Consider the following 21,876-nt stretch of genomic DNA (forward strand, 5'->3'; position numbering starts at 1 on the left):
CGATGATCCGTGACCGGGAGCCGGGGCCGGTCCTCGCCGTCGAGGGTCTGCAGATGTCCTTCGGGGACACCCTGGTCCAGCAGGATTTGACCTTCGATGTCCGCCGCGGCGATGTCTTCCTCATCATTGGCCCGAGTGGTTGCGGCAAGAGTACGCTGCTGCGGCACCTGATCGGCCTGCAGACCCCGGCGGCGGGCACCATCCGTTATGGTGGCGAAGATCTGTGGGCCCTTGACGAGGAGGAGCGAATCCGCCAGCTGCGCCGGATCGGGGTCCTGTTCCAGGGCGGCGCGCTCTGGAGTTCCCTGACCGTGGCGGAAAATATCGCCTTGCCGCTGCACCACTACACCCGCCTCTCCGCGGCGGAGATCAGGGGGCAGGTCGCCTTCAAACTGGCCCTGGTCGGCCTCGACGGCTATCAGGACTTCGCGCCCGCCCAGCTCAGCGGCGGCATGCGCAAGCGCGTCGGCCTCGCCCGCGCCCTGGCCCTCGATCCGGAGATCCTCTTTTTCGACGAACCTTCGGCCGGCCTCGATCCGGTCAGCGCCCGGCGGCTCGACGACCTGATCCTGGAGTTGCGGGAGAGCCTCGCCGCGACCCTGGTGGTGGTCACCCACGAACTCGCCAGCATCTTTGCCATTGGCAGCAATGGCGTTTTTCTCGACCCGGAACAGCGGACCATGATCGCCAGCGGCAGCCCCGCCGAGATGCTGGCCGCCGGTGAGCCGAAGGTTCGGGAGTTTTTGCAGCGAGGTGAAGCATGAGCCGAAAATTCAGTCCGACCCTCCTCGGCGCCTTTGTCACCGGGGCGGTGATCCTGGCGCTGGGCGCCCTGGCCCTGTTCGGTTCCGGCTGGCTGCGCAAGGATGTCCGGGTCAACGTGGTCTACTTCAGCGGTTCGGTCAAGGGGCTGACGATCGGAGCGCCGGTGATGTTCCGCGGCGTCACCATCGGCCAGGTCAAGGATATCCGGGTCATCTTCGACACCCGGGAACTGACCTTCCGCATCCCGGTCCTGATTGAGACCGACATGGAAAGGATCCAGGCGGTCGGCGCCGATCAGCCGGGGACCGGCCCCGGCCAGGGCGCGACGGATGCCTTCATCGATCTGCTGGTCAAACGCGGCCTGCGCGCCCAGCTGCAGATGCTGAGCCTGGTGACCGGTCAGCTTTTCGTCCAGCTCGATATCTTCCCGGAGAGTGAGGCCCACTTTGTCGGCAAGGGGGGGGATTACCAGGAAATTCCGACCGTGCTGTCGAGCTTCGAGGAGGTCTCCAAAACCCTGGAACAGATCCCCCTCGATCAGCTGGTGCAGAAGGTGGTGACGACCCTCGACGGCCTGGAAAACCTGGTCAACAGCCCCGAACTGGGCGAGAGTGTAAGGACCCTCAACGAAACCCTGCAGGCGGTGCAGAAACTGAGCGGCCAGGTCGATGCGAATTTTGCCAGGATGGTCGGCGACGTCTCAACGACGATGGCATCGGTGGCCACCCTGGCTGAACATCTCGATGCCGAGCTGGTCCCGGTCAGCAGGGAGCTGCGCGGCACTCTGGCAGTGGCGCGAGGTGCCTTTGGCCAGGCCGAGAGTGCCCTGGCCGGCCTCGATTCGACCCTGGCGCCCCAGGCGCCGGAACGGGCGGCCCTGCGCCAGGCGCTGCAGGAGTTGACCGACGCCGCGCGGGCAGTGCGCATTCTCGCCGAGGCGCTGGAACTGCAGCCGGAAATGCTGCTCAAGGGACGACAGGGGACGCCATGAAAAGGATTGCACGGTTTCTGACCTGGTTCGCGATTCCCGCTCTTGCCGGCTGCATCTCCCTCGGCGCGCCGACGCCACCGAGCCACTTCTACCTGCTGGGCGCGGCGCCGGCGCCGGTGCCGGCCGGGCCGGTCCAGGGTGAGTTGCAACTGACCCTGGTAGCCCTTCCCGCCTACCTCGACCGGCCGCAACTGGTGACCCGGCGCAACGAACAGGAACTCGAAATCGCCCCCTTTGAACGCTGGGGCGAGCCGTTGGCGACGGGGATCACCCGGGTTCTCGCCGCCACCCTGCGCCAGCGGCTGCCGGAGCTGGTGGTGGTCGCCGGGGCCGAGAGCGCCACCCGGGCGGCGACGGGCCGACTGCAAGTCAGTTTCGATCGTTTTGAGGGGAATCAGGCGAGCGGGCAGGTCGAGCTGGCGGCGCGCTGGCAACTGGCCACCCCTGCCGGCGCGATCCTGGCACGGGGCCAGGTGGAACTGGTTGCACCCTGGCCCGAGCGCTCGGCGTCATCCCTGGTGGAGGGCTATGACCAGCTGCTGGCCCGCTTCGGCGGCGAACTGGCGCGCCAGGTCGCCCTCGTCCTGATCCCGGCTCGGGCCGGCTAGAGAAGCCCGACCGGCCGGGTTGGCCGCGCTCGTCCGCTCGCGCAGCTGACCGCTTGCCGCCGGTGGTGACCGCCGGCGAAATGGAATACAATTTCCCCGTATGATCCAGAACCTGATGCAACTCCCCATACCTGGCAGCGGCCGGAGCCGCGAGGCTGACCAATGAGCGCGCCCGGCGACCTGCGCCAGCTGCTGGAACGGTTGACGGTCCGCGGCGAACTGCACCGGATCGATGCCGCCGTCGACCCCCGCCTCGAGATCGCGGCGATCATCGACCGCATTTGCAAAGAGCCGGGCGGCGGCCCGGCGCTCTGTTTCGAGAACCCGACCGGCTTCGCGGTGCCGGTGCTCGCCAACCTCTTCGGGTCAGCGGGGCGCCTTACCCTCGCCCTGGGCGTCCCCGCTCTCGATGAACTGGGGGCCAAACTCGGCGCGGCCCTCGCCGGCGCCGGCCCCGGCAGCGGCGCGCAGCGAATGGAACGCTGCTTTGCCGCGCCGGCCTGGCAACCGCGACTGGCCGCGACCGGACCCTGCCGCGAGGTGCAGGGAGGGGCGGACCTGCTCAAGGCTCTTCCCGCCCTGCACTCCTGGCCCGGTGACGGCGGTCGCTATCTGACGCTGCCGCTGGTCTTTACCCGCCATCCTGAAGGTGGTGCCGCCAACTGCGGCATCTACCGGCTGCAGCTCTTTGATGACGACACCCTCGGCCTGCACCTCGGGCCGCACGCCGACGCCCGCCGCCACCTGGCGGCCTGGCAGGAGCGGGGGGAGGCGATGCCGGTAGCGGTCGCCCTCGGCGGACCGCCGGCGCTCCTCCTTGCCGCCGGCCTGCCGCTGCCGGCGACGGTGGCGGAGACCAGCTTCGCCGGCTGGTTGCAGGGACGGCCGCTGGATCTGGTGCCCGCGTTCGATCCCGGCCTGGCAGTTCCTTCCCTCGCGGAATATGTCATCGAAGGGGTGGTGCATCCCGGCGAACTCCGCCTCGAAGGTCCCTTTGGCAACCATACCGGCCAGTATGTTCCGGCCGCGCCGGCGCCATTGCTGCGGGTCGCGCAGGTCAGCCGGCGCCGCCAGCCCCTCTATCCCTGCACCGTCGTCGGGCCGCCGCCGATGGAGGACTGCTGGCTCGCCAAGGTCGGCGAGCGCCTGCTGCTGCCGCTGTTGCAGCTCGATTGCCCGGAAGTGGTCGACTGGAACCTCCCCATTGAGACGATCTTCCACGGCGCCGCGCTGGTGGCGGCCCGGGTGCCGGCGAAGGGGGGGCGTGCCCTGCTCGAACGGCTGCGCCGGCATCCGCTGCTGGCCCGTGCCCGGCTGCTGGTCCTGTTCGACCAGGGGGTCGACGTCCAGCAGCCGGCGACCTGTTACTGGCAGGCGCTGAACCGGGTTGATCCCGAGGAAGGGATCTGGTCCCGGGACGGCCTGCTCAATATCGATGCCAGTGACAGCAGGACGGCGCCGGTGGTCGGCGCCGAGCCCGGCACCGCGGCGCGCATCGCCGAACGCTGGCGCGAGTTCGGTTTTTCCACCCCCGATTGAGGAGAGCCGGTGCAGTTTCGTTATCAACTCGATGAGATTCCCTCCGGGCGCGACCTTCTGCTCTTCGGCCTGCAATGGCTGGCGATCGCGGTGCCGTCGATTGTCATCATCGGCGGCGTGGTCGCCCCGCTCCATTTCGCCGCCGCCGGCGCCCAGATCCTTTACCTGCAGAAGCTGGCGCTGGTCGCCGGACTGACCATGGCGGTGCAGGTTCTCTGGGGGCATCGCCTGCCGCTGGTCGCCGGCCCGGCCGCGGTCCTCCTCATCGGCGTGGTCGCCAGCCGCGCATCCTCGCTCGGGGTGATCTACGGTTCCCTCTTTGCCGGCGGCCTGGTCCTGACTCTGCTGGCGCTGAGCGGCCTGTTGCGCCACCTGATCCGCCTCTTCACGCCGCGGGTGGTGGCGGTGGTCCTGCTGCTGATCGCCTTCACCCTGCTGCCGACCATCGGCAACCTCCTCGTTCATCCCGGCGGCTCCGCCGGCCCCCTCGCCGGACTCAGCTTCGCCGCCCTCCTCGTCCTGCTCCTCTTTGTCGGCCAGTTCCGCCTGCGGGGGATTTGGAAGGTGACCCTGATCGTCTGGGGGGTGCTCGCCGGCAGCCTGGTCTGGCTCCTGCTCTATCCCCAGTCCCTGGCGCTCGGCGAACTGCCCCTGCTCGGGCAGCCGTTGCAGGCCTGGGCGCTCCCCGGCTTTGCCTTCGACTTTGGCGTGCTACTCGCCTTTCTCTGTTGTTTTCTGGCGCTGGCGGTCAACGATCTCGGCTCGATCCAGGCGATGGCCGGGCTGTTGCAGCCGGCGGGGATGCCGGGGCGGATCCGTCGCGGCGTCCTCGTTACCGGCTTCGGCAATCTCCTCGCCGGCGCCCTCGGCGTCCTCGGTCCGGTCAACTTTTCCCTCAGCCCCGGCGTCATCGCCGCCACTGGCTGCGCCTCCCGCTACGTCCTTCTCCCTGCCGCTGCCGGCCTGCTCCTCCTCTCCCTTTCGCCCCAGGCCCTCGCCCTTCTCGGTGCGGTGCCGCCGGTGGTGGTCGGCGCCATCCTCCTCTTCATCCTCTCTTCCCAGGTCAGCGCCGGGCTGCTGGCGCTGACGGCGGGAGACGGTCCGCTGCGCTTCGAAGATGGCCTGGTGGTGGCGCTGCCGCTGCTGCTCGGCACCCTGGTCGCCTTTTTGCCGTCGCCGGTGGTGGCCGGTTTCCCGCCGCTCTTGCGGCCGGTGCTGGGGAACGGCTTCGTGGTCGGGACCCTGCTGGCGATGCTGCTCGATTTCAGGCTGGGGCGGGGGCGATGAGCGGCCCGGGTGCGGCGATGATTCCCGGCGGCGGGGAGCCGGTGGTGGTGGCGGCGGGGCTGCGCAAGGAGTTTGGCGCCTTCACCGCCGTCGATGGTATCTCCTTCGCGATTCAGCGCGGCGAGTGTTTCGGCCTACTCGGCCCCAACGGCGCCGGCAAGACCAGCACCATCCGCATGCTCTACGGCTACAGCCCGGTCAGCGGCGGCGAGCTGAAAATCTTCGGACTGCCGCTGGCCGAGCACCTGCGTGAGATCAAGGCGCGCATCGGCATCTGTTCCCAGGAAGATACCCTCGACCCCGACCTCGATGTCCGTCAGAACCTCCTCGTCTTCGCCCGCTACTTCGATATCCCCGCCAGCCGGGCGCTGCAGCGCAGCGCGGAGCTGCTCAAATTTTTCGCCCTCGACGGCCGGGCGAAGGCCGCGATCGGTGAACTCTCCGGCGGCATGCGCCGGCGTCTGACCCTGGCGCGGGCGCTCCTCAACGAGCCGGAGCTGCTGATCCTCGACGAGCCGACCACCGGCCTCGACCCCCAGGCCCGCCACCAGGTCTGGGAGCGGCTCGAAGAGCTCAAGCGCCAGGGTTTGACGATCCTGCTGACCAGCCATTACCTGGAAGAGGCCACGCGGCTCTGCGACCGGCTGATGATCGTCGATCACGGCCGTATCATCGAGGAGGGGACGCCGCTCGGGTTGATCCGGCGCCATGTCGGTCGCGAGGTGATCGAGATGGTGGCACCGGGGGCGGAACTGCGGCAGCTGCTGCAGGAGAAGGCTGCCGACTTCGACGACCTCGGCCAGCGCCTGATTGTCTATAACCAGCAGGACGACGATCTCTTTCTGCAGCTGGTGCGCGAGCACTGCCGCGACGGCGCCTGCACCTTGCGCCCGGCGACCCTGGAAGATGTCTTTTTGCGCCTGACCGGCAGGGAGTTGCGCGAATGAGCCGGCCACCCGTCATCACCCGCCGCTTCCTGCGCGTCTGGCAGCGCAACTTCAGCGTCTACCGCAAGACCTGGAAGATCAGCTTCGTGCCGCCGCTGCTCGAACCGCTCCTCTATCTCGCCGCCTTCGGCGTCGGCCTCGGCGTCATGGTCGGCGCGGTCCCGTTTCGGGGCGGCAGCGTCGATTACCTCACCTTCATCGCCCCCGGCCTGCTGGCGGTGACAGTGATGCAGAACGCCTTCTTCGAGACGACCTACGCTTCCTTTGTCCGCATGTATTACCAGAAGACCTTCGACGGTATGCTCGCCACGCCCCTGGTTCTCGAAGAGGTGATTCTCGGCGAACTCGCCTGGGCGGCGACCAAGTCGCTGCTGGCGACGACGCTGATGCTGGCGGTAATCGCCCCCTTCGGCCTGGTCGCCTTCCCCGCGGCGTTGCTGGTCCTGCCGCTGGCCCTCCTCGGCGGCGTGGTCTTCGCCGCCGCCGGCATGCTCTTCACCGCCCTGGTACCGAACATCGAGACCTTCAACCTGCCGGTCTTTCTCTTCATCACGCCGATGTTTCTCTTCTCCGGTACCTTCTTCCCGGTCGGCAACCTCCCGGAATGGGCGCGGCTGCTGGCGCTGGCGCTGCCGCTGACCCATCTCGTCACCCTGGCGCGGGCGGCGACCTTCGGTTTTTATGACCCGCACCTCTGGGGGGGCCTCGCCTATCTCCTCCTCTTCGCCGGGGTCGGGGTGCCGCTCGCCCTGCGCCTGATGCGGCGGCGCCTGATCCGTTAGCCCTTTTCCTGTAAAGAGAGTAACTTGCATCTTCGCGGCAGCATGATAAGCCTTTAACCAGCACCGCAACCGTCTGCGAAGGAGCCCCAGCACCGTGAAGATCCGCGTCATGTACGACAGGCACCACCAGGATACGGTCAACCCCGAGGAGCTCGCGATCCTCATCGCCGAGCGGCGCATCATCAAGTTCAAGCGCTTCAGCGGCTGGGTCGATGTCCGCACCGACCCGGTGCGCCGCCAGAAAGGCTCTGCTCCCGGCACCGACCGCCGCAAACAGGCCGAGGACAAGAAGGGCGACGACCCGGGACCGATTCTGTAGTTCGTATTCCCGCCTGCACCATTCCCCCATATTCACTTTCGAAGGTGAAAAGGTGTCTGTAGAGCCCCTAGGGTCTGGTTTGACATGCTGCTCCTTGACCTATCCTCCCTTTACAGCAACCGATCCATCCGCTATCTTTCTTCCCTCATCCATCGCCCTTTTTTGACTGGAGCTTTGCCATGACCACCCCCACCACCATCTTTCGCCATGACTATACCCCGCCCCCCTTCCTGGTCGACGCGGTCGACCTCCGCTTCGACCTCGACCCCGAGCGCACCATCGTTCGTTCCCGCCTGCAGCTGCGCCGCAACCCGGCCGTGACCGGTACGCCGGCACTGGTTCTTTACGGCCAGGAGCTGGAGCTGGTCGAGCTGGCCCTTGACGGCGCGCCGCTGGCGGAGAGGCAGATCCGCGTCGATGCCGAGCAGCTGGCCATCGCCGAGGTCCCCGCGGCCTTCGAACTGACGGTCACCACCGCCATCGCGCCGGCCGCCAACACGGCGCTGGAGGGGCTCTACGTCTCCAGCGGCAACTTCTGCACCCAGTGCGAGCCGGAGGGGTTCCGGCGTATCACCTACTACCCCGACCGCCCCGACGTGATGGCGAAATTCACCACCACCGTCGCCGGCGACCGCAAACGCTACCCGGTGCTGCTCAGCAACGGCAACCCGGTGGCGCAGGGGGAGCTGCCAGAGGGGCGCCACTTCGTCACCTGGGAGGACCCCTTTCCCAAGCCCTCCTACCTCTTCGCCCTGGTCGCCGGCCAGTTGGTCTGCATCGAGGATCAGTTCGTCACGGCTTCCGGACGTAAGGTGGCGCTGCGCTTCTACGTCGAGGAGCGCAACCGCGCCAAGTGCGCCCATGCCGTGGCGAGCCTGCAGCGGGCGATGGCCTGGGACGAGGAAACCTTCGGTCTCGAGTACGACCTCGACATCTACATGGTGGTGGCCGTCGACGACTTCAACATGGGGGCGATGGAGAACAAGGGGCTCAACGTCTTCAACTCCAAGTATGTCCTCGCCCTGCCGGAGAGTGCCACCGACCTCGACTACCAGGGGATCGAGGGGGTGATCGGCCACGAGTATTTCCACAACTGGACCGGCAACCGCGTCACCTGCCGCGACTGGTTCCAGCTCTCCCTCAAGGAAGGGCTGACCGTCTTTCGCGACCAGGAGTTCTCCGCCGCCATGACCAGCGCCGCGGTGAAGCGCATCCAGGACGTGCGCCTGCTGCGCAATGCCCAGTTTCCCGAGGATGCCGGTCCCATGGCCCACCCGGTGCGCCCCGACAGCTACGAAGAGATCAACAACTTCTACACCATGACCGTCTACAACAAGGGGGCCGAGGTGATCCGCATGCAGCACACCCTGCTCGGCGCCGCCGGCTTCCGGCGCGGGCTCGATCTCTACTTCGAGCGCCACGACGGCGCGGCGGTGACTGTCGACGACTTCGTCGCCGCCATGGCCGACGGCGGCGGCATCGATCTCGACCAGTTCCGCCGCTGGTACAGCCAGGCCGGCACCCCGGTGGTGGCGGCGACGGGGTCCTACGATGCCGCGGCGCGCTCCTACACCCTGACCCTGCGCCAGAGCTGCCCGCCGACCCCAGGGCAGCCGGTCAAGGAGCCTTTCCATATCCCGCTGGCAGTCGGCCTGCTCGGTCCCGACGGCGCCGACCTGCCGCTGCGGCTGGAGGGGGAGGCTCGGGCCGCCGGCACGACCCGGGTGTTGGAGCTGCGCGCGGCGGAGCAGAGCTTTCGTTTCCTCGATCTTCCGGCCGCGCCGGTCCCCTCCTTGCTGCGTAGCTTCTCGGCGCCGGTGCGGCTCGACATCAATCTCGACGATACCGAGCTCGCCTTTCTCTTTGCCCACGACAGCGACTCTTTCAACCGCTGGGAGGCGGGGCAGCAGCTCGCCGTCAAACTCTTGCTGGACCTGGTCGCTGCGGTCCAGGCCGGCCGCGAGCTGGCGCTGCCGGAGCATTTCCGCGCCGCTTTCCGTGCCGCCCTCACCGACAGTGCGGCCGATCCGGCGCTGCTGGCCCAGGCGCTGCTGCTGCCGGCGGAAAGCTACCTCGCCGAACAGATGGAAGTGGCCGACCCGATTGCCATCCACGCCGCCCGCGAATTCGTGCGGCACACCCTCGGCAGCGGTCTGCAGAAGGAGTTGCAGACCGTCTACATGACCCACCAGGTACCGGGACCCTACCGGCCGGAACCGGCGGCAGTCGGGCGGCGCAGCCTGCGCAACCTCAGCCTCGCCTACCTCGCCGCCAGCGGCCATCCGCGCAGCCTGGCGCTGGCCGAGCGCCACTATCGCCAGGCCGACAACATGACCGACGCCATGGCCGGGCTGGCGGTCCTCGCCAACGTCGATATTCCCGAGCGGGTAGCGGCTCTCGATGACTTCTACCAGCGCTGGCAGGACGACCCGCTGGTGGTCGACAAGTGGCTGACGCTGCAGGCGACCTCCAGCCTCCCCGGCACCCTGTCCGAGGTCGAGCGCCTCCTCGGTCATTCTGCCTTTACCATGAAGAACCCCAACAAGGTGCGCGCCCTGATCGGCGCTTTCGCCCACGGCAACCCGGTGCGCTTCCATGTCGCCGACGGCAGCGGCTACCGCTTTGTCGCCGAGCGCATCCTTGAACTCGATCCGCGCAACCCCCAGGTCGCCGCCCGCCTGGCCGGCGCTTTCGGCCGCTGGCGCCGCTTCGACCCCAACCGGCAGCAGCTGATGCAGGAAGCGCTGCAACAGATTCTCGCCGCGCCGCAACTGTCCCGGGACGTCCGGGAGGTGGTGAGCAAGACCCTGGGATAGTCCACGTAAGGGGGGCAAAACAACGTTTCTCCATGCTCGGCTCACTTGATCGAGCGAAATTTATCCAAGCTATAAATTACCAATTTAGTTGAAAAAATGTTTTGTAACGTCATTTAAGTTTCCGTGGAATTTCGCTCTTGACTTAGCCAGACGTTGTGTTAGCTTCAAGATGCTGGTTTGCCAGTCCTCTCTCTCGGCAGTGCTCAATCTCCTGATTCGGGCCAGCGCTGTGACACTTCGAATACCGACAAGTGGTCTATACCCCTGAAATATCCGGTCTCCTGGCTGGGCTTTAGCGAAACGCATCCCAACTATTTTCGACCCCCATTGAAAAATCACCCATCTGGGTGAGTGACAATGGGGGCCGTGGTGCTATCATGGAATGGCAATTATGTAAAGTCTCTAATGGTGTTGTTGGTCCATTGATTTTACTGGCTCGATTCATTCCCCCTTGATTTTTGGGAAATCCGGTAGCAGTACGGGCTAGTTTTGGCAGTTTGGGTAGAGGGACTCTATCTAACCAGGGAGGAAAGCGATGAGGAAGGCGGAGAAGCGAGGGGCGTTGTGGCTCCTGGGCGTAGTTTTACTCGGATTGGCATTTTTGTTGCCGGCATGCGGCGGCGGTGGTGGCAGTAACCCCGGACCGGTTGCGGCATTGGGAGTCGGGACGACAAGCCTGACCTTCACGGCTCCCGCCGAAGGGGGAGCCAACCCGGCGGACCAGACCTTCATCGTGACCAATTCCGGACCAGCCGGAACCACTCTCAATTGGTCGGTGACCGATGACGCGCCCTGGTTGACCGTGACTCCGGCGAGCGGTTCTCTGGATGGCGGAACGTCACAGTCAATTACCGTCTCCACGGCTATCACCGGGCTGCTCGCCGGCACCCAGACGGCCAAGATCACAGTGGCCGCCACCGGGCTGGCCTCCAAGACCATCAACGCCCAGTTGACCATTGGCCAGGCGTTGACCCTCAATCCTGCGGCCCTCAATCTCACCGTGACCGCCGGCAGCAATCCCGCCGACCAGACCGTGACCCTGGCCAACGCCAGCAACCTGTCGGTCCCCTGGACCGCGGCCAGTGACCAGCCCTGGCTGACCATGAATCAGACCAGTGGCACACTGGCTGCCAACGGCCAGGCCAACCTGCCGGTTATCAAGGTCACCTCCATGAGCCTTGCAGCGGGTAGCTACACCGGTACCATTACTATTACGCCTGGCGTTGCTGTGACCGGTGTGAGCATCCCGGTCAACCTGACGGTCAGTGCGGCGGCATCCGCGGCCAAGAACATCTTTATCGGCGGCACCGCCGGTGTCGGGCAGCTCTCCAGCCTGGTCGCCTCGGCTTCGGCCGGCAAAGCGGTTGCGGCGGCGGCTCCAGCGATTCTGGCCGATGCCAAGGTTACCATTACCGTGATTCAAGCCGACGGTAGCAATCGAACCACCATTACCAAAACCAGTGCACAAGGTGGTTACTCAGCCGAGGTGGTTGCCCAGGCCGGTGACACCATCACTGTGACCATCAAAAAGGACGGCTTTACCAGCCTGAACAAGACCGTCAAGGTCAAGGCGGACGGTCAGACCAAGTATGTGGTCTCCGGCAACGTGGCCGAGGCTACGGTGCAGGTGGCCAAGGCGGAAAACGGTGTCTTCAAAGCCGGTGGCGGCACCGGCCCGGGTTTCCGTTTTGGCCTGACCCGGCGTGCTTCCGGGGCACTTCTTCCCTTCGCCGGCAGCGCCGGGCTCCACGCCGCCGCTGCGGCCGGCGCGGCTCCCGAACTTGACATCAGCATCCCATCGAGTTGGGCGCCCGGTGCCACGGCGGTAACCGCGCAACTGGCGGCTTTCGACCCCAGTATTCCCTCCGAGCGGCAGATGTTCCCCGGTGAATTCGTTGGCGTCGGCGGCGGCACTGCTGGTGCCGGCAAGGCCGACAGCACTGAGTACCAGCTGGAGTCGGTCTCCTTCTTCCAGTCGGACGTCACCCCCAACAACGGTGAGCCGCTCAGCCCGACGGTGGCGACCGGCGCTTCAAAGGCCGCCGGCGACTCGACGGTGATCTACAAGTACATCCCGCTCGACGGCTGCAACGCGGTGAAGAAATACGCCGACCGTGACGGCGACCCGGTCAACGGGGTACAGATGCCGATCTATTCCTACAACAGCAGCAGTGGCAAGTGGGTCTACATTGGCGAGGGGACCCTCAAGACCTACAATTTCAGTTCCGGCCTCTATGAGACCGTCGCTGCGGCTACCGTCTCGACCGGATCCGACCTGGGGAACCTCTCCTGCGGCACCGTCGAATACTATTTCGAGATCGTCACCAACGAGTGGTACACTTGGTGGAATCTCGATTACCCCCTCCTCTTCGCCCAGCCGGAGGTCGTCTGTATCAGCGGCACAGTGGTCGACGGCCAGGGGAATCCCGTCCAGGGCGCCTACATCCAAGCCGATGGCTACGCCAGCGGCGCTAACACCTACTCCAGCACCTACGCCGGGACCGACGGCAACTTCTCTATCGACCTGACCCTGGGGAACGGCCGGACGGTGGCGGACTTCGTTTTCACCGCCTACGACTATTCGAGCTGGCCGGCGACGACCACCGACTTTACCAGCCAGATTCCGGCGACCGTCTCGACCACCGCCTGCAACGACGTCGGCAACGTCGTCATCGTCGACAGCAACACCTGCTCGATCAGCGGGACGATCCTGCAGGAGAACGGCGACGGTTCGACCTCGACGGCGCCGGGCTGGACCTGGGTCGACCTCTATACCAACGACTACACCTTCTACAACTGGGTCTACACCGACGCCAGCGGTTATTTCACCTCCAAGTCTCCCTGCAACAAACTGGTAAACGTGGATACCTGGAAGAACTCGGTGGATGCCGTGGTTGACGGTATCGTCTCCGGACCCGAGAAGACCGACGACGGCACCAACCTGGTGCTCGCCGACCTGGTGATGGTCAACAACGCCCCGGAGGCATGGACCTGGCTTACCCCCAACCCGGGCAAGGCGAATCAGAACATCCAGCTCTGGGTTTCTGCCTGGGACTACGAGGGTGACTATCCGCTGACCTACGCCTGGACCGTGAAGGACGGTGCCGGGACGACGGTCACGACCTCTAACCTGGACGTCTTCAATTGGACCCCCACGACCGACGGCACCTACAGCGTCCAGGTGGTGGTCGCCGACATCCTGGGGAACGAAACGACCGTCACCGATACCCTGACGGTGAATCCTGACGTCAATTCGCCGCCGGTCATCTGGAATGCCTATGGGCAGGCGCCCCAGACCTGTGGCGGGCAACCGGCTCTCTTCGTCAATGCCTACGATCCCGACGGGGACAACCTGAGCTACAGCTTCAGTGCTGGTGCACCGACTTACGACCCCTCCCTCGGCGCTTGGGTCCCGACTGTCGCCCTGACCGGATCGACCGTCACGGTCACCGTAACTGACGACGGCAATCCTCCCAGGAGTTCCACGACCACCATCCAGGTTCCCCAGGCCACCGGGCTGATTCTCTATAGCGCCGAAGCCTGGCCGACCATCCAGACCGTGGGCGCCCCTGTCGATCTGTATGCCTATGCGTACGACAACTCCGGGTCGGCCACCTACTCCTGGACCATCGCGGGACCGGAAACTCCAACCTTCGTTCCTTATCAGCAGGACGGTTCCTACGGATATTTCACGGCTCAGCAGCCCGGCGATTACCTGATAACTCTCACGGTCACCGGTGGGGCCTGCGGCGATACCATAACCCGCACCCTCAACGTCACGATCAACCCGCTGACCGTCGCCATCACCAACCGTTACGTCCAGTTCCGTTCCTTCGAAGATCCCACCCTCAATCGCTTCCAGGGGTGGGTCGACCTCAAGGATAACGGCCAATTAATGGATGAGTGGGATTTCTGGGGTAGCAGCATGTACGACACCCTTGGCACCGCCTTCCCCGTCACCCCAACCTTCTGGAAAGCCAGTTTCCTGAATGCCACTTGGAACGCAACCAACGGCAGCTTCGGACCGGCCAGCCCGGGCGGTTTCTCCGGCTGGTCCTTCAACCTTTCCGGGTACACCCTCGCTGCCGGAGATTACACCTTTGAGACGCAGCTTAATGGTGGAGCACTGCTCAATACCAGCTACACGTACCCAGGACAACTCGTTCTGCCGGTGGTCGCTGCCAGCAGTATGACCTACGCCTGGAACACTGACGGTAGCCTCACGCTCAATTGGACCGAGCCTGTCGGTACCTTTGACCGCTACAACGTGGTCCTTTACGATACCAATGCCTACTCGGGGCACAACGGAGAACTTTTCTACGGTGCCGTTCCCCCGGGGACAAGCAGCGTCACTCTGTCGGCCTCCCTGATCCAGTCAGTCTATGGGAACGCCGGGCTTTCCGGCCTTGAGAGCCTGAGTTGGGAAATTCAGACTCGTTCCAACGATGCGACCAACGTAAACTATGCCCGTGGTTATTCCAACAGGGTGCTGATCAATCCGCCCCCCGCTTCAGTGGATGTGATTGTTCGCTAGACTGTCGAAACCTGCCCCCTTTCCATCCGGTAAGGGGGCAGGTCGGCGGAATCAAAATGGATCCGATCAACACCGCAACGGGACAGTTGATCTTCGGAAAAAGGAGGCTAGGCAATGATCCAGCGCAGACTTTTAAAATGGTTGCCGGTGGCGATGCTGGCAGCATTTCTGCTGGCGGGTTGTAGTGGTGATAATTCCTCGCAGGGGACGCCTGCGGGCAAGGACGCGGTGGCCCAGAAGGCGACAGTCACCTTCAAGGTTCAGTTTCCCGAGTCGGCCGTGCAGAAGGCTATGATCGACGACCGCACCGTCAGTGTCCAGGTGCAGTGGGGAGACTATTACAACTACAGCTTTATTGATTCCATCACCCTCACCCCGGACAGCAGTGGTATGGCGACGGCAACCGTCACGGTGCCGGTAGGTATGCTTCAGTTCACGGCCTGGGCGAACGATGCCAACGGCATGGAACTGGAGATGATCTCCACCGCCGGCGATATCGTCGAAGGCAACAATACGGTCTACCTCACCTTCCTCGGTGGCGACTGGCAGTTCGTCGATGCCAATGACGCCCCCATGCCGCTCTCGGTGGGAACCGGGGCCAGCAGCCGTACCCTGACCGGTTTTTCCCTCGGGTCGGCTTACAGTCATGGTATGTACGCCAAGGCTAAGGTCGATTACACCAAGCCGATGGGTTACGGAGACTACCGCCTGCAATGGTTCGACACGGCCGGCGCAGTGGGGTCGCAGATGGCAGCCTGGGCCGATAATCAGCTCATTGGCGGGGTTACCAACAATACGGCCTTCGGCAGTGACATGCTTAACCTGACCACCCCCGCCAATTCGGATAATTTTTCCTTCTGGTCCTTTGCGACGGCTGGCGACCGGGTCCTGTTTGTTGTGAACAGCGGGCCGGACAGCGGCACCATCAAGGACGGGGCCGGAAACGACCTGACCGGCGCCATTGATGCAGTGGCCGATGCCCAGATCCTCGATGGCACCCATATCAGCGGGCATCTGCTCGAAATGACCTTCGACAGCGTCACTGGCATCCAGACCCCGACTCGGACGAATATCGATTGTGCTCCTTACTGGACCTACGCTGGCGCTGCCCGTTCAGCCGCTATCAAAGCGGCCTTTGCCAGCAGTTCCCAGGGTCCTGCCAAGGCGGCGCCTGGCGACTCCTCTACCGTGACCGCCACCCTTGTCGCGGCTTACGAGGAGTGCAACCAGCAACCCTATCAGATCGACGGCGACGGCGACCAGGATTTCTGGTACGGGGATTATCTGACCTTCGATTTCAACAGTAACAACCGCTACGATCCCGCCGACGGTGATACCTATCAGGATACCAACAACGACGGCAACTTCGACTTCATGATTTACAATCAGGTCGATGGCGACGGCGATGGTGACATGCTATGGGACTACATGATTGTCGATGTCAACCACAACGGGCGCTACGATGCCGCCGACGGTGATACCTACCAGGATACCGACAGTGACGGCAAATTTGACTTCGTCTACACCCCGGGCGATCTATACGCCATTACCGAGACCTTTTCCAATGTCGTGGCCCGCGAGTTCCGCGCCCGGGGGAGCCAGATTATCAGCCAGTTCACCCCGTCGGTTCTCGGTACCTGGGGGCCGGCCGGTTACCAAATGACTGGGCAAGGGTTTGCCGTCAGTTTCCTCGACGCCACCCATTACATTCATGTCGAGGATGGGATTCCGGATACCGACCCCATTACCGGCAACATCATCGGTGGCCCGGGCATGGAGTACGGAACCTACAGTGTCAATGCCACGACGGGCGATGTAACCTTCACGGCCAGCAAGGATACGACGGGGGACTGGGGGCCGGCTGGAACCGGAACCCAGGTGATCAATTTCCAGTTCCTGGATAACAACCATTTTCAGATTACCGATCCGGTTGATAGCACTACCCAAACCCTTGGTCGGGTAACCAGCAACTGGAATTCGGCGGTCGGCAGTTGGAAGTTTGGCAGCGAAGCCCTCGGCATGCAGGTGGTGACCCTGTTCGAAGGCGGGAATTACCTGGTGGCCAGCTCCGGGCCCCCCGGAACCAGCAATCTCGACGGCATGGAGAGCGGTACCTATAGCTTCCAGACGATCTCCGAGTCGATCGACGGGACGGTTACCGCCAATATCACCTTCAATGGCATGAACAGTACCATTCCTGACCTTAACGACACGGTCATTGCCGCACCGGGGACGTCGGTGACCATGCCAATCACGATGACCAACCATGGGAATACCATCGAATTCGACAACAACGGGACTCCGGTCGCCTTCAGCCGGGTTCAATAAGCGGAAGCGGTACCCATGTAGTTGAAACACATAACAGGGGAGGAGTTGGATACTCCTCCCCTGTTTCGTTCCACACCACCCTAACTGCCGTGACCGTGCGCCCACTGGGCGAAGCACCCGGGCATTTCTCTGCAACCTGCCACAAAGAGGTCCTCCATGCGGGTCCTGAGCCGAAATCTCCTCTCTTTAATACTGCTCCTCTTCCTGGCGGGTTGTGGCCCGGATCAGCAACCCTCCTCCGGCGATAGCTTGCCGTCCGCCATGAACTACCGTCCCGGAGAAATTCTGGTTGGGGTTACCGCATCACCGGTCCAGGCGGCGGCAGTGCCGACCCTGTTGCCCGGTGCGAAGGAAACCGGAAGAGTTGAGTTGCGCAGCAAAAAATCCGTCAAAGCAGCCACGGCAAGTGAGACGAATTCTGCCAACACGATCCTCCGCTACCAGTTGCCCGAGGGGATGAGCGTGGAGGAGGCGCTGGCTGAACTGGAGGGGCGAGCCGGTATCCTCTTTGCCGAGCCGAATTTCCTGGTCCATCGGGCGGCGGTGCCGAACGACCCCTATTTCGGCCAGCAGTGGGCCCTGCAGAATAGCGGTCAGACCCTGACCGGCAACAAGGGGACGGTAACCGGGACCCCGGGCGCGGATATCGGAGCGGTCGCGGCGTGGGCGACAGGCACCGGGGATAGCAGTATCATCGTGGCAATTATCGACTCGGGGCTTGATTATGATCATCCAGACCTGGCGGGTAATATCTGGGTCAATCCGGGCGAGTCGGGTCTCGACAACCTGGGGCGGGAGAAGGCGACCAACCACGTCGACGACGACGGCAACGGTTATATCGATGATCTCCATGGCTGGAACTTCGTTAGCAAAAACAACCTCCCTTTCGACGACGATGTCGACGGTCACGGCAGCCACGTTGCCGGCATCATTGGCGCCTCCGGCGATAACCAAACGGGTGTGACAGGGATCAATTGGCGGGTTTCCCTGCTGCCGCTTAAGTTTCTCGACCGTTTTGGCAACGGAGATCTCTTCAATGCGGTCGCGGCTTATAATTATGCAGCCAACAACGGCGCACGGGTGATCAACGCCAGCTATACCTACCCCCAGAACTGCAGTTTCGTTGAGGCTTCGCTGGCGGAACAAGCGGCAATTTCGGCGGCTCGCAGCGCCGGTGTTCTGGTGGTAGCCGCAGCAGGAAATTTCAATTGCAACAACGACATCTATCCCTTCTATCCGGGCGGGCATCCCCTCGACAATATCCTCTCGGTGGCGGCGACTGATCCCCTCGATCGCCTGGCTGCCGCATTCAGTAATTATGGCCGAACCACCGTCGACCTCGGGGCGCCGGGCCTGAATATCTACAGTACCATTCGCCAGGCCCTGACCGGGATGGACGGTCGAGCCGGCTACAACTACATGAGCGGCACCTCCATGGCGGCGCCCCAGGTCAGTGGAGCGGCCGCCCTCCTTTGGAGCTTACATCCAGAACTGACCTACGCCGAGGTGCGCGACGCGCTGTTGCTGAGTGTCGACCAGGTCCCGGACCTGCAGGGGAAGGTGGCGAGCAACGGCCGACTCAATGTTGCCGCGGCCCTGGCTTTTGATTTCACCCAGTTTGCTCCCGCGGCTCCCGCCGATCTGACTATCGACCAGATCGCTCCCGGCGCCGTCGATCTCTCCTGGCGCGATCTGGCGGGGAACGAAACCGCCTTTGTCGTTGAACGCAGCGAGGGTGGGGCTTTTACCCAGGTGGGGCGGGTGGCGGCAAATGTCACGACCTTTGTCGATTCATCTCCCCCCGATGCGGTCCAGGTGGCCTACCGGGTCAAGGCGGTCGCAGGGGTGGCGTCATCCCCATACAGCAATGTCGCCAGCACCTTTCTGCCCCTCAACCCACCGACCGGGCTGGGGGCGGCCATCGAAACCACGTTGAGCGTTCGGGTCTACTGGCACGACGAGTCGTTGCACGAAGAAGGTTATGCGCTGGAGCGCCGCCGGAATAATGAGGTCGGATTCACGCGGATTGCCACCCTGCCGGTCAACGGGACATGGTATGTCGATGCCACCATCAGCCGGGGGGAAACCTATCTTTACCGGGTCAAGGCGCTCCATGCGACCCTGGGGGACTCGGTATACAGTCCCGAACTTGCTGTGACCCTGCCGACGGAGCAATCTTCCTCCGGCGGCGGAGGTTGTTTTATTGCCACCGCCGCCTGGGGGACGCCGCTGGCGACTGAAATCGACAGCCTGCGCCGTTTTCGCGACCAGGTTCTGCTGCAGTACCTTCTGGGGCAAAAGTTTGTCAGCGCCTATTACCGCTGGAGCCCCCCCGTCGCCGCGGTGATATCCCGCCATGACTGGTTGCGGGCGGTGGTCCGGTTCGCGCTCCAGCCGCTGGTCTGGCTGGCAGATCAGACGACCTCGGCCACAGCAATGCAATTATTCACGCCGGAGCCGCCGGCAGCGCTGCCACAGGCGTTGGTCGGATTTAGCGGCGCCACCGAGGGCGATCGGATCGATGTCATCCTGCAAGGCGAAGGTCTGGCAGTAAAAAGCCGGCAGGAAGTCGCCGGCAAACCACTGATTCTCGTGGAGATTCCTCCCGGGAAGAGTCTTGAAGAAATTCAGCAGCGCCTCGCCCGCTATCCTGAGGTGGAATATGTCGAGCCAAATCGCCAGGTCGGTAGTCGCTGATTGGCTGGAGGATCATTGAACGCACGTCTGCGACGGTGGTCAGGGGCACTCCTGATCGGGTTTCTCGCCGCCCTGCTGGGTTGGGGGCTCGGCCGCAGTGGCCTGCTGGAGGAGTTCGAGTGGAAAACCTTCGACTTGCGCCTGCGCCTGATGCAACACGATACCAGCCCCCCGGACGAGATCGTCATGGTCCTGATCGACGAGGCCTCCCTGCGTCTGATGAATCCATTGCTGGGACGCTGGCCCTGGCCCCGTTCGGTCCATGCCGATGTGCTCGATTTTCTGGCCCTCGCCGGGGCGCGGGTTGTCGCCTTCGATATTCTCTTTACCGAGAATGAGCAAGCCGCCAGCAGCGACGGCCGTTTATCGGCAGGGGACCATCGCCTGGTCGAATCGGTTGCGGCGGCTGGAATGGTCACCTCGGCGGTTCAATTTGTTCATGATTCCCCGGACGAATACAATCACGACCTGATCGGCAAGCCACTTCCGGCCGATTTCGTTCGACGTTTTGCGCTGCCAGGTCTGCGTGGCGGCCGGCTGGCTGGGGAGCCCTATACCAATGCCTATCTGCCTTTTCCCGAGTTGCAGGAGCGGACCAGATCTATCGGGCTGGTTGAATTCGCCCCGGATCGGGATGGGGTCTATCGTCATGCACGGCTGGTAGGGGAATACGGTGGCGCCTTCTTTCCGGCCCTTTCCCTCAGCGTTCTGCTGGATCGCTATCGACCCGAGTCTGCGCCGGAGGGGGAGATGCTGTTGCACCCCCAACAGGTCGGCACCACGCCGCCGGTCGCAGTTCCCCTGCTGGCTGATGGCCGTTATCTGGTCAAGCCTTACCGGGAGTTCCAGACCTATTCCATGGGGGGAATCCTGGCCACAATCCAGAAACTGATGCAGGGAATAGTGACTGACCTGCCGGTCGATCCCGAGGTGTTTCACGACAAGATCGTTTTTATCGGCGCCAGCGCTGTTGGTGTCGAGGATCTGAAGCCCCTCCCTTTCGGTAGCCTGGCCCCGGGAGTCTTTCTGCATGGATCGATCGTCGGCAATATTTTGCAGCAGGACTTTCTGGTCCCGGTGGCGCCGCGACTCCAGTTGCTGCTGGTGGTCGTCGGAGCACTGGCGGTTGCCGGGTTGATCCTGATCCCCGGATGGGTCTGGTTGCGGATGGCCAGCCCGCCACTCCTGATTCTGTCGCTACTGGGACTGGCGGCGGTTTTGTTCCATGACAACCAGGTCCTGGAATTGACAGCGCCGCTCGTGGCGATGGGCAGCGCCTGGCTCGGCTCTTTTGCCTGGCTGAGTTCCACGGAAGGGCGCGAAAAACGAAAAATTCGCCGCATGCTCGGGCAGTATGTCTCCCCCGTGGTCCTGAGCACGGTGATTGAGAACTCCCGCTCCGACCTGCTTCAGGCCGAGGTCGGCAGTCGTGAAAACCTGACTATTCTTTTTTCGGACATCAGAGGGTTTACCAGCCTCTCGGAGAATCTGCCCGCCGAAAAGGTGGTCGAAATACTTAACGGTTATTTCAAAGGGATGGTTGAAATCATCTTTCGCCAGCAGGGGACCCTGGATAAGTTCATTGGCGATGCGATCATGGCCTTCTGGGGCGCGCCGCTGAAGTCGCCCGATCACCCGCTCAAGGCGGTTGTCGCGGCGGTCGGGATGATGCGCTGGTTGGAAGATTACAACGCCGAGCTGAAAAATAACGGCCTGCAACCTCTCGCTATCGGGATCGGCATGCACACCGGTGAGGTGATTCTGGGTAATATCGGATCCGAACAGAAGCTCGACTACACAATCATCGGTGACAATGTCAATCTCTGTTCGCGCCTCGAAGGGCTGACCAAGGAATATGGGGCGGCAATTATCGTCTCAGAAACGACCTGGCAGGCGATTTCCGGTTTGGTGACCGGTCGCATTCTTGATGTGGTTCGGGTCAAGGGGAAGAAACGGCCGATAATGATTCATCAGGTTTTCGGTCTGGTCAGCGATCCCGAACCACAAAGGGGACGTTTTGCCGAACTTGCCCGGCGCAGCGAAGCCGGATTTAATCACTACCTGGCCCGGCAGTGGCCGGAGGCAGCCGCCCAGTTCCGGAACATCACAGAAGAGTTCCCCGAAGATCGGCATGCCCGGATCTTTCTGGAACGGATCGCCCGTTATCAACAGACGGCACCGGAAGCAGACTGGGACGGCGCCTGGACCATGCAGTCCAAATGAACAGCGGCCGTGATTTTTCTGGCCGGTGGGGGAGATTCCC

Annotated in this window: 13 protein-coding genes; all 13 read left to right on the forward strand. The window is 63.5% G+C overall.

Features of this window, described 5'->3' with window-relative positions; translation table 11 throughout:
* Positions 1–2: 2 nt before the first annotated feature.
* The 13 genes from DBW_RS02440 to DBW_RS02500 all read left to right on the forward strand — a co-directional run bounded on the left by DBW_RS02440 (position 3) and on the right by DBW_RS02500 (position 21,836).
* Positions 3–764 (forward strand): ABC transporter ATP-binding protein, encoded by a 762-nt coding sequence (locus DBW_RS02440; protein ID WP_066723730.1) that lies wholly within the window; start codon positions 3–5, stop codon positions 762–764.
* The gene (locus DBW_RS02445) at positions 761–1,756 is read left to right on the forward strand and encodes an MlaD family protein (RefSeq protein WP_066723733.1); all 996 of its coding nucleotides are present in this window, start codon (positions 761–763) and stop codon (positions 1,754–1,756) included. Before DBW_RS02440 ends, DBW_RS02445 begins: the two co-directional genes overlap by 4 nt.
* Entirely contained in the window at positions 1,753–2,364 is a 612-nt protein-coding gene (locus tag DBW_RS02450; RefSeq protein ID WP_066723738.1) for a PqiC family protein, read from the forward strand. The genes DBW_RS02445 and DBW_RS02450 overlap by 4 nt, the downstream gene beginning before the upstream one ends.
* Positions 2,365–2,526: 162 nt before the next feature.
* Positions 2,527–3,903, forward strand: a complete 1,377-nt coding sequence (locus DBW_RS02455; RefSeq protein WP_066723740.1) for a UbiD family decarboxylase — start codon at positions 2,527–2,529, stop codon at positions 3,901–3,903.
* 9 nt (positions 3,904–3,912) lie between these two features.
* Positions 3,913–5,190, forward strand: a complete 1,278-nt coding sequence (locus DBW_RS02460; protein WP_066723742.1) for a solute carrier family 23 protein — start codon at positions 3,913–3,915, stop codon at positions 5,188–5,190.
* A 17-nt stretch (positions 5,191–5,207) separates the two neighbouring features.
* Positions 5,208–6,137 (forward strand): ATP-binding cassette domain-containing protein, encoded by a 930-nt coding sequence (locus DBW_RS02465; protein WP_066729642.1) that lies wholly within the window; start codon positions 5,208–5,210, stop codon positions 6,135–6,137.
* Complete coding sequence (locus tag DBW_RS02470; RefSeq protein ID WP_066723744.1) at positions 6,134–6,919, forward strand: ABC transporter permease; 786 nt, start codon at positions 6,134–6,136, stop codon at positions 6,917–6,919. Before DBW_RS02465 ends, DBW_RS02470 begins: the two co-directional genes overlap by 4 nt.
* 94 nt (positions 6,920–7,013) lie before the next feature.
* Positions 7,014–7,238, forward strand: a complete 225-nt coding sequence (locus tag DBW_RS02475; protein WP_157471712.1) for a GSU3473 family protein — start codon at positions 7,014–7,016, stop codon at positions 7,236–7,238.
* 179 nt (positions 7,239–7,417) lie between these two features.
* Positions 7,418–10,054 carry an aminopeptidase N gene (pepN, locus tag DBW_RS02480; protein ID WP_066723747.1) on the forward strand — a complete coding sequence of 879 codons (2,637 nt, stop codon included), beginning with the start codon at positions 7,418–7,420 and terminating at the stop codon, positions 10,052–10,054.
* A 535-nt stretch (positions 10,055–10,589) separates the two neighbouring features.
* Positions 10,590–14,588, forward strand: coding sequence for a BACON domain-containing protein (locus DBW_RS02485; protein WP_197463710.1), 3,999 nt, complete (start codon positions 10,590–10,592; stop codon positions 14,586–14,588).
* A gap of 114 nt (positions 14,589–14,702) precedes the next feature.
* Positions 14,703–16,916 (forward strand): hypothetical protein, encoded by a 2,214-nt coding sequence (locus tag DBW_RS02490; RefSeq protein ID WP_066723751.1) that lies wholly within the window; start codon positions 14,703–14,705, stop codon positions 16,914–16,916.
* A 156-nt stretch (positions 16,917–17,072) separates the two neighbouring features.
* A complete protein-coding gene (locus DBW_RS02495; protein WP_066723754.1) occupies positions 17,073–19,613 on the forward strand; it encodes a S8 family serine peptidase in 2,541 nt (846 codons plus the stop codon).
* A gap of 15 nt (positions 19,614–19,628) precedes the next feature.
* The gene (locus DBW_RS02500) at positions 19,629–21,836 is read left to right on the forward strand and encodes a CHASE2 domain-containing protein (RefSeq protein ID WP_066723756.1); all 2,208 of its coding nucleotides are present in this window, start codon (positions 19,629–19,631) and stop codon (positions 21,834–21,836) included.
* Positions 21,837–21,876 lie beyond the last annotated feature (40 nt).

The sequence above is a fragment of the Desulfuromonas sp. DDH964 genome (assembly GCF_001611275.1).
Taxonomy (GTDB): Bacteria; Desulfobacterota; Desulfuromonadia; order Desulfuromonadales; family DDH964; genus DDH964.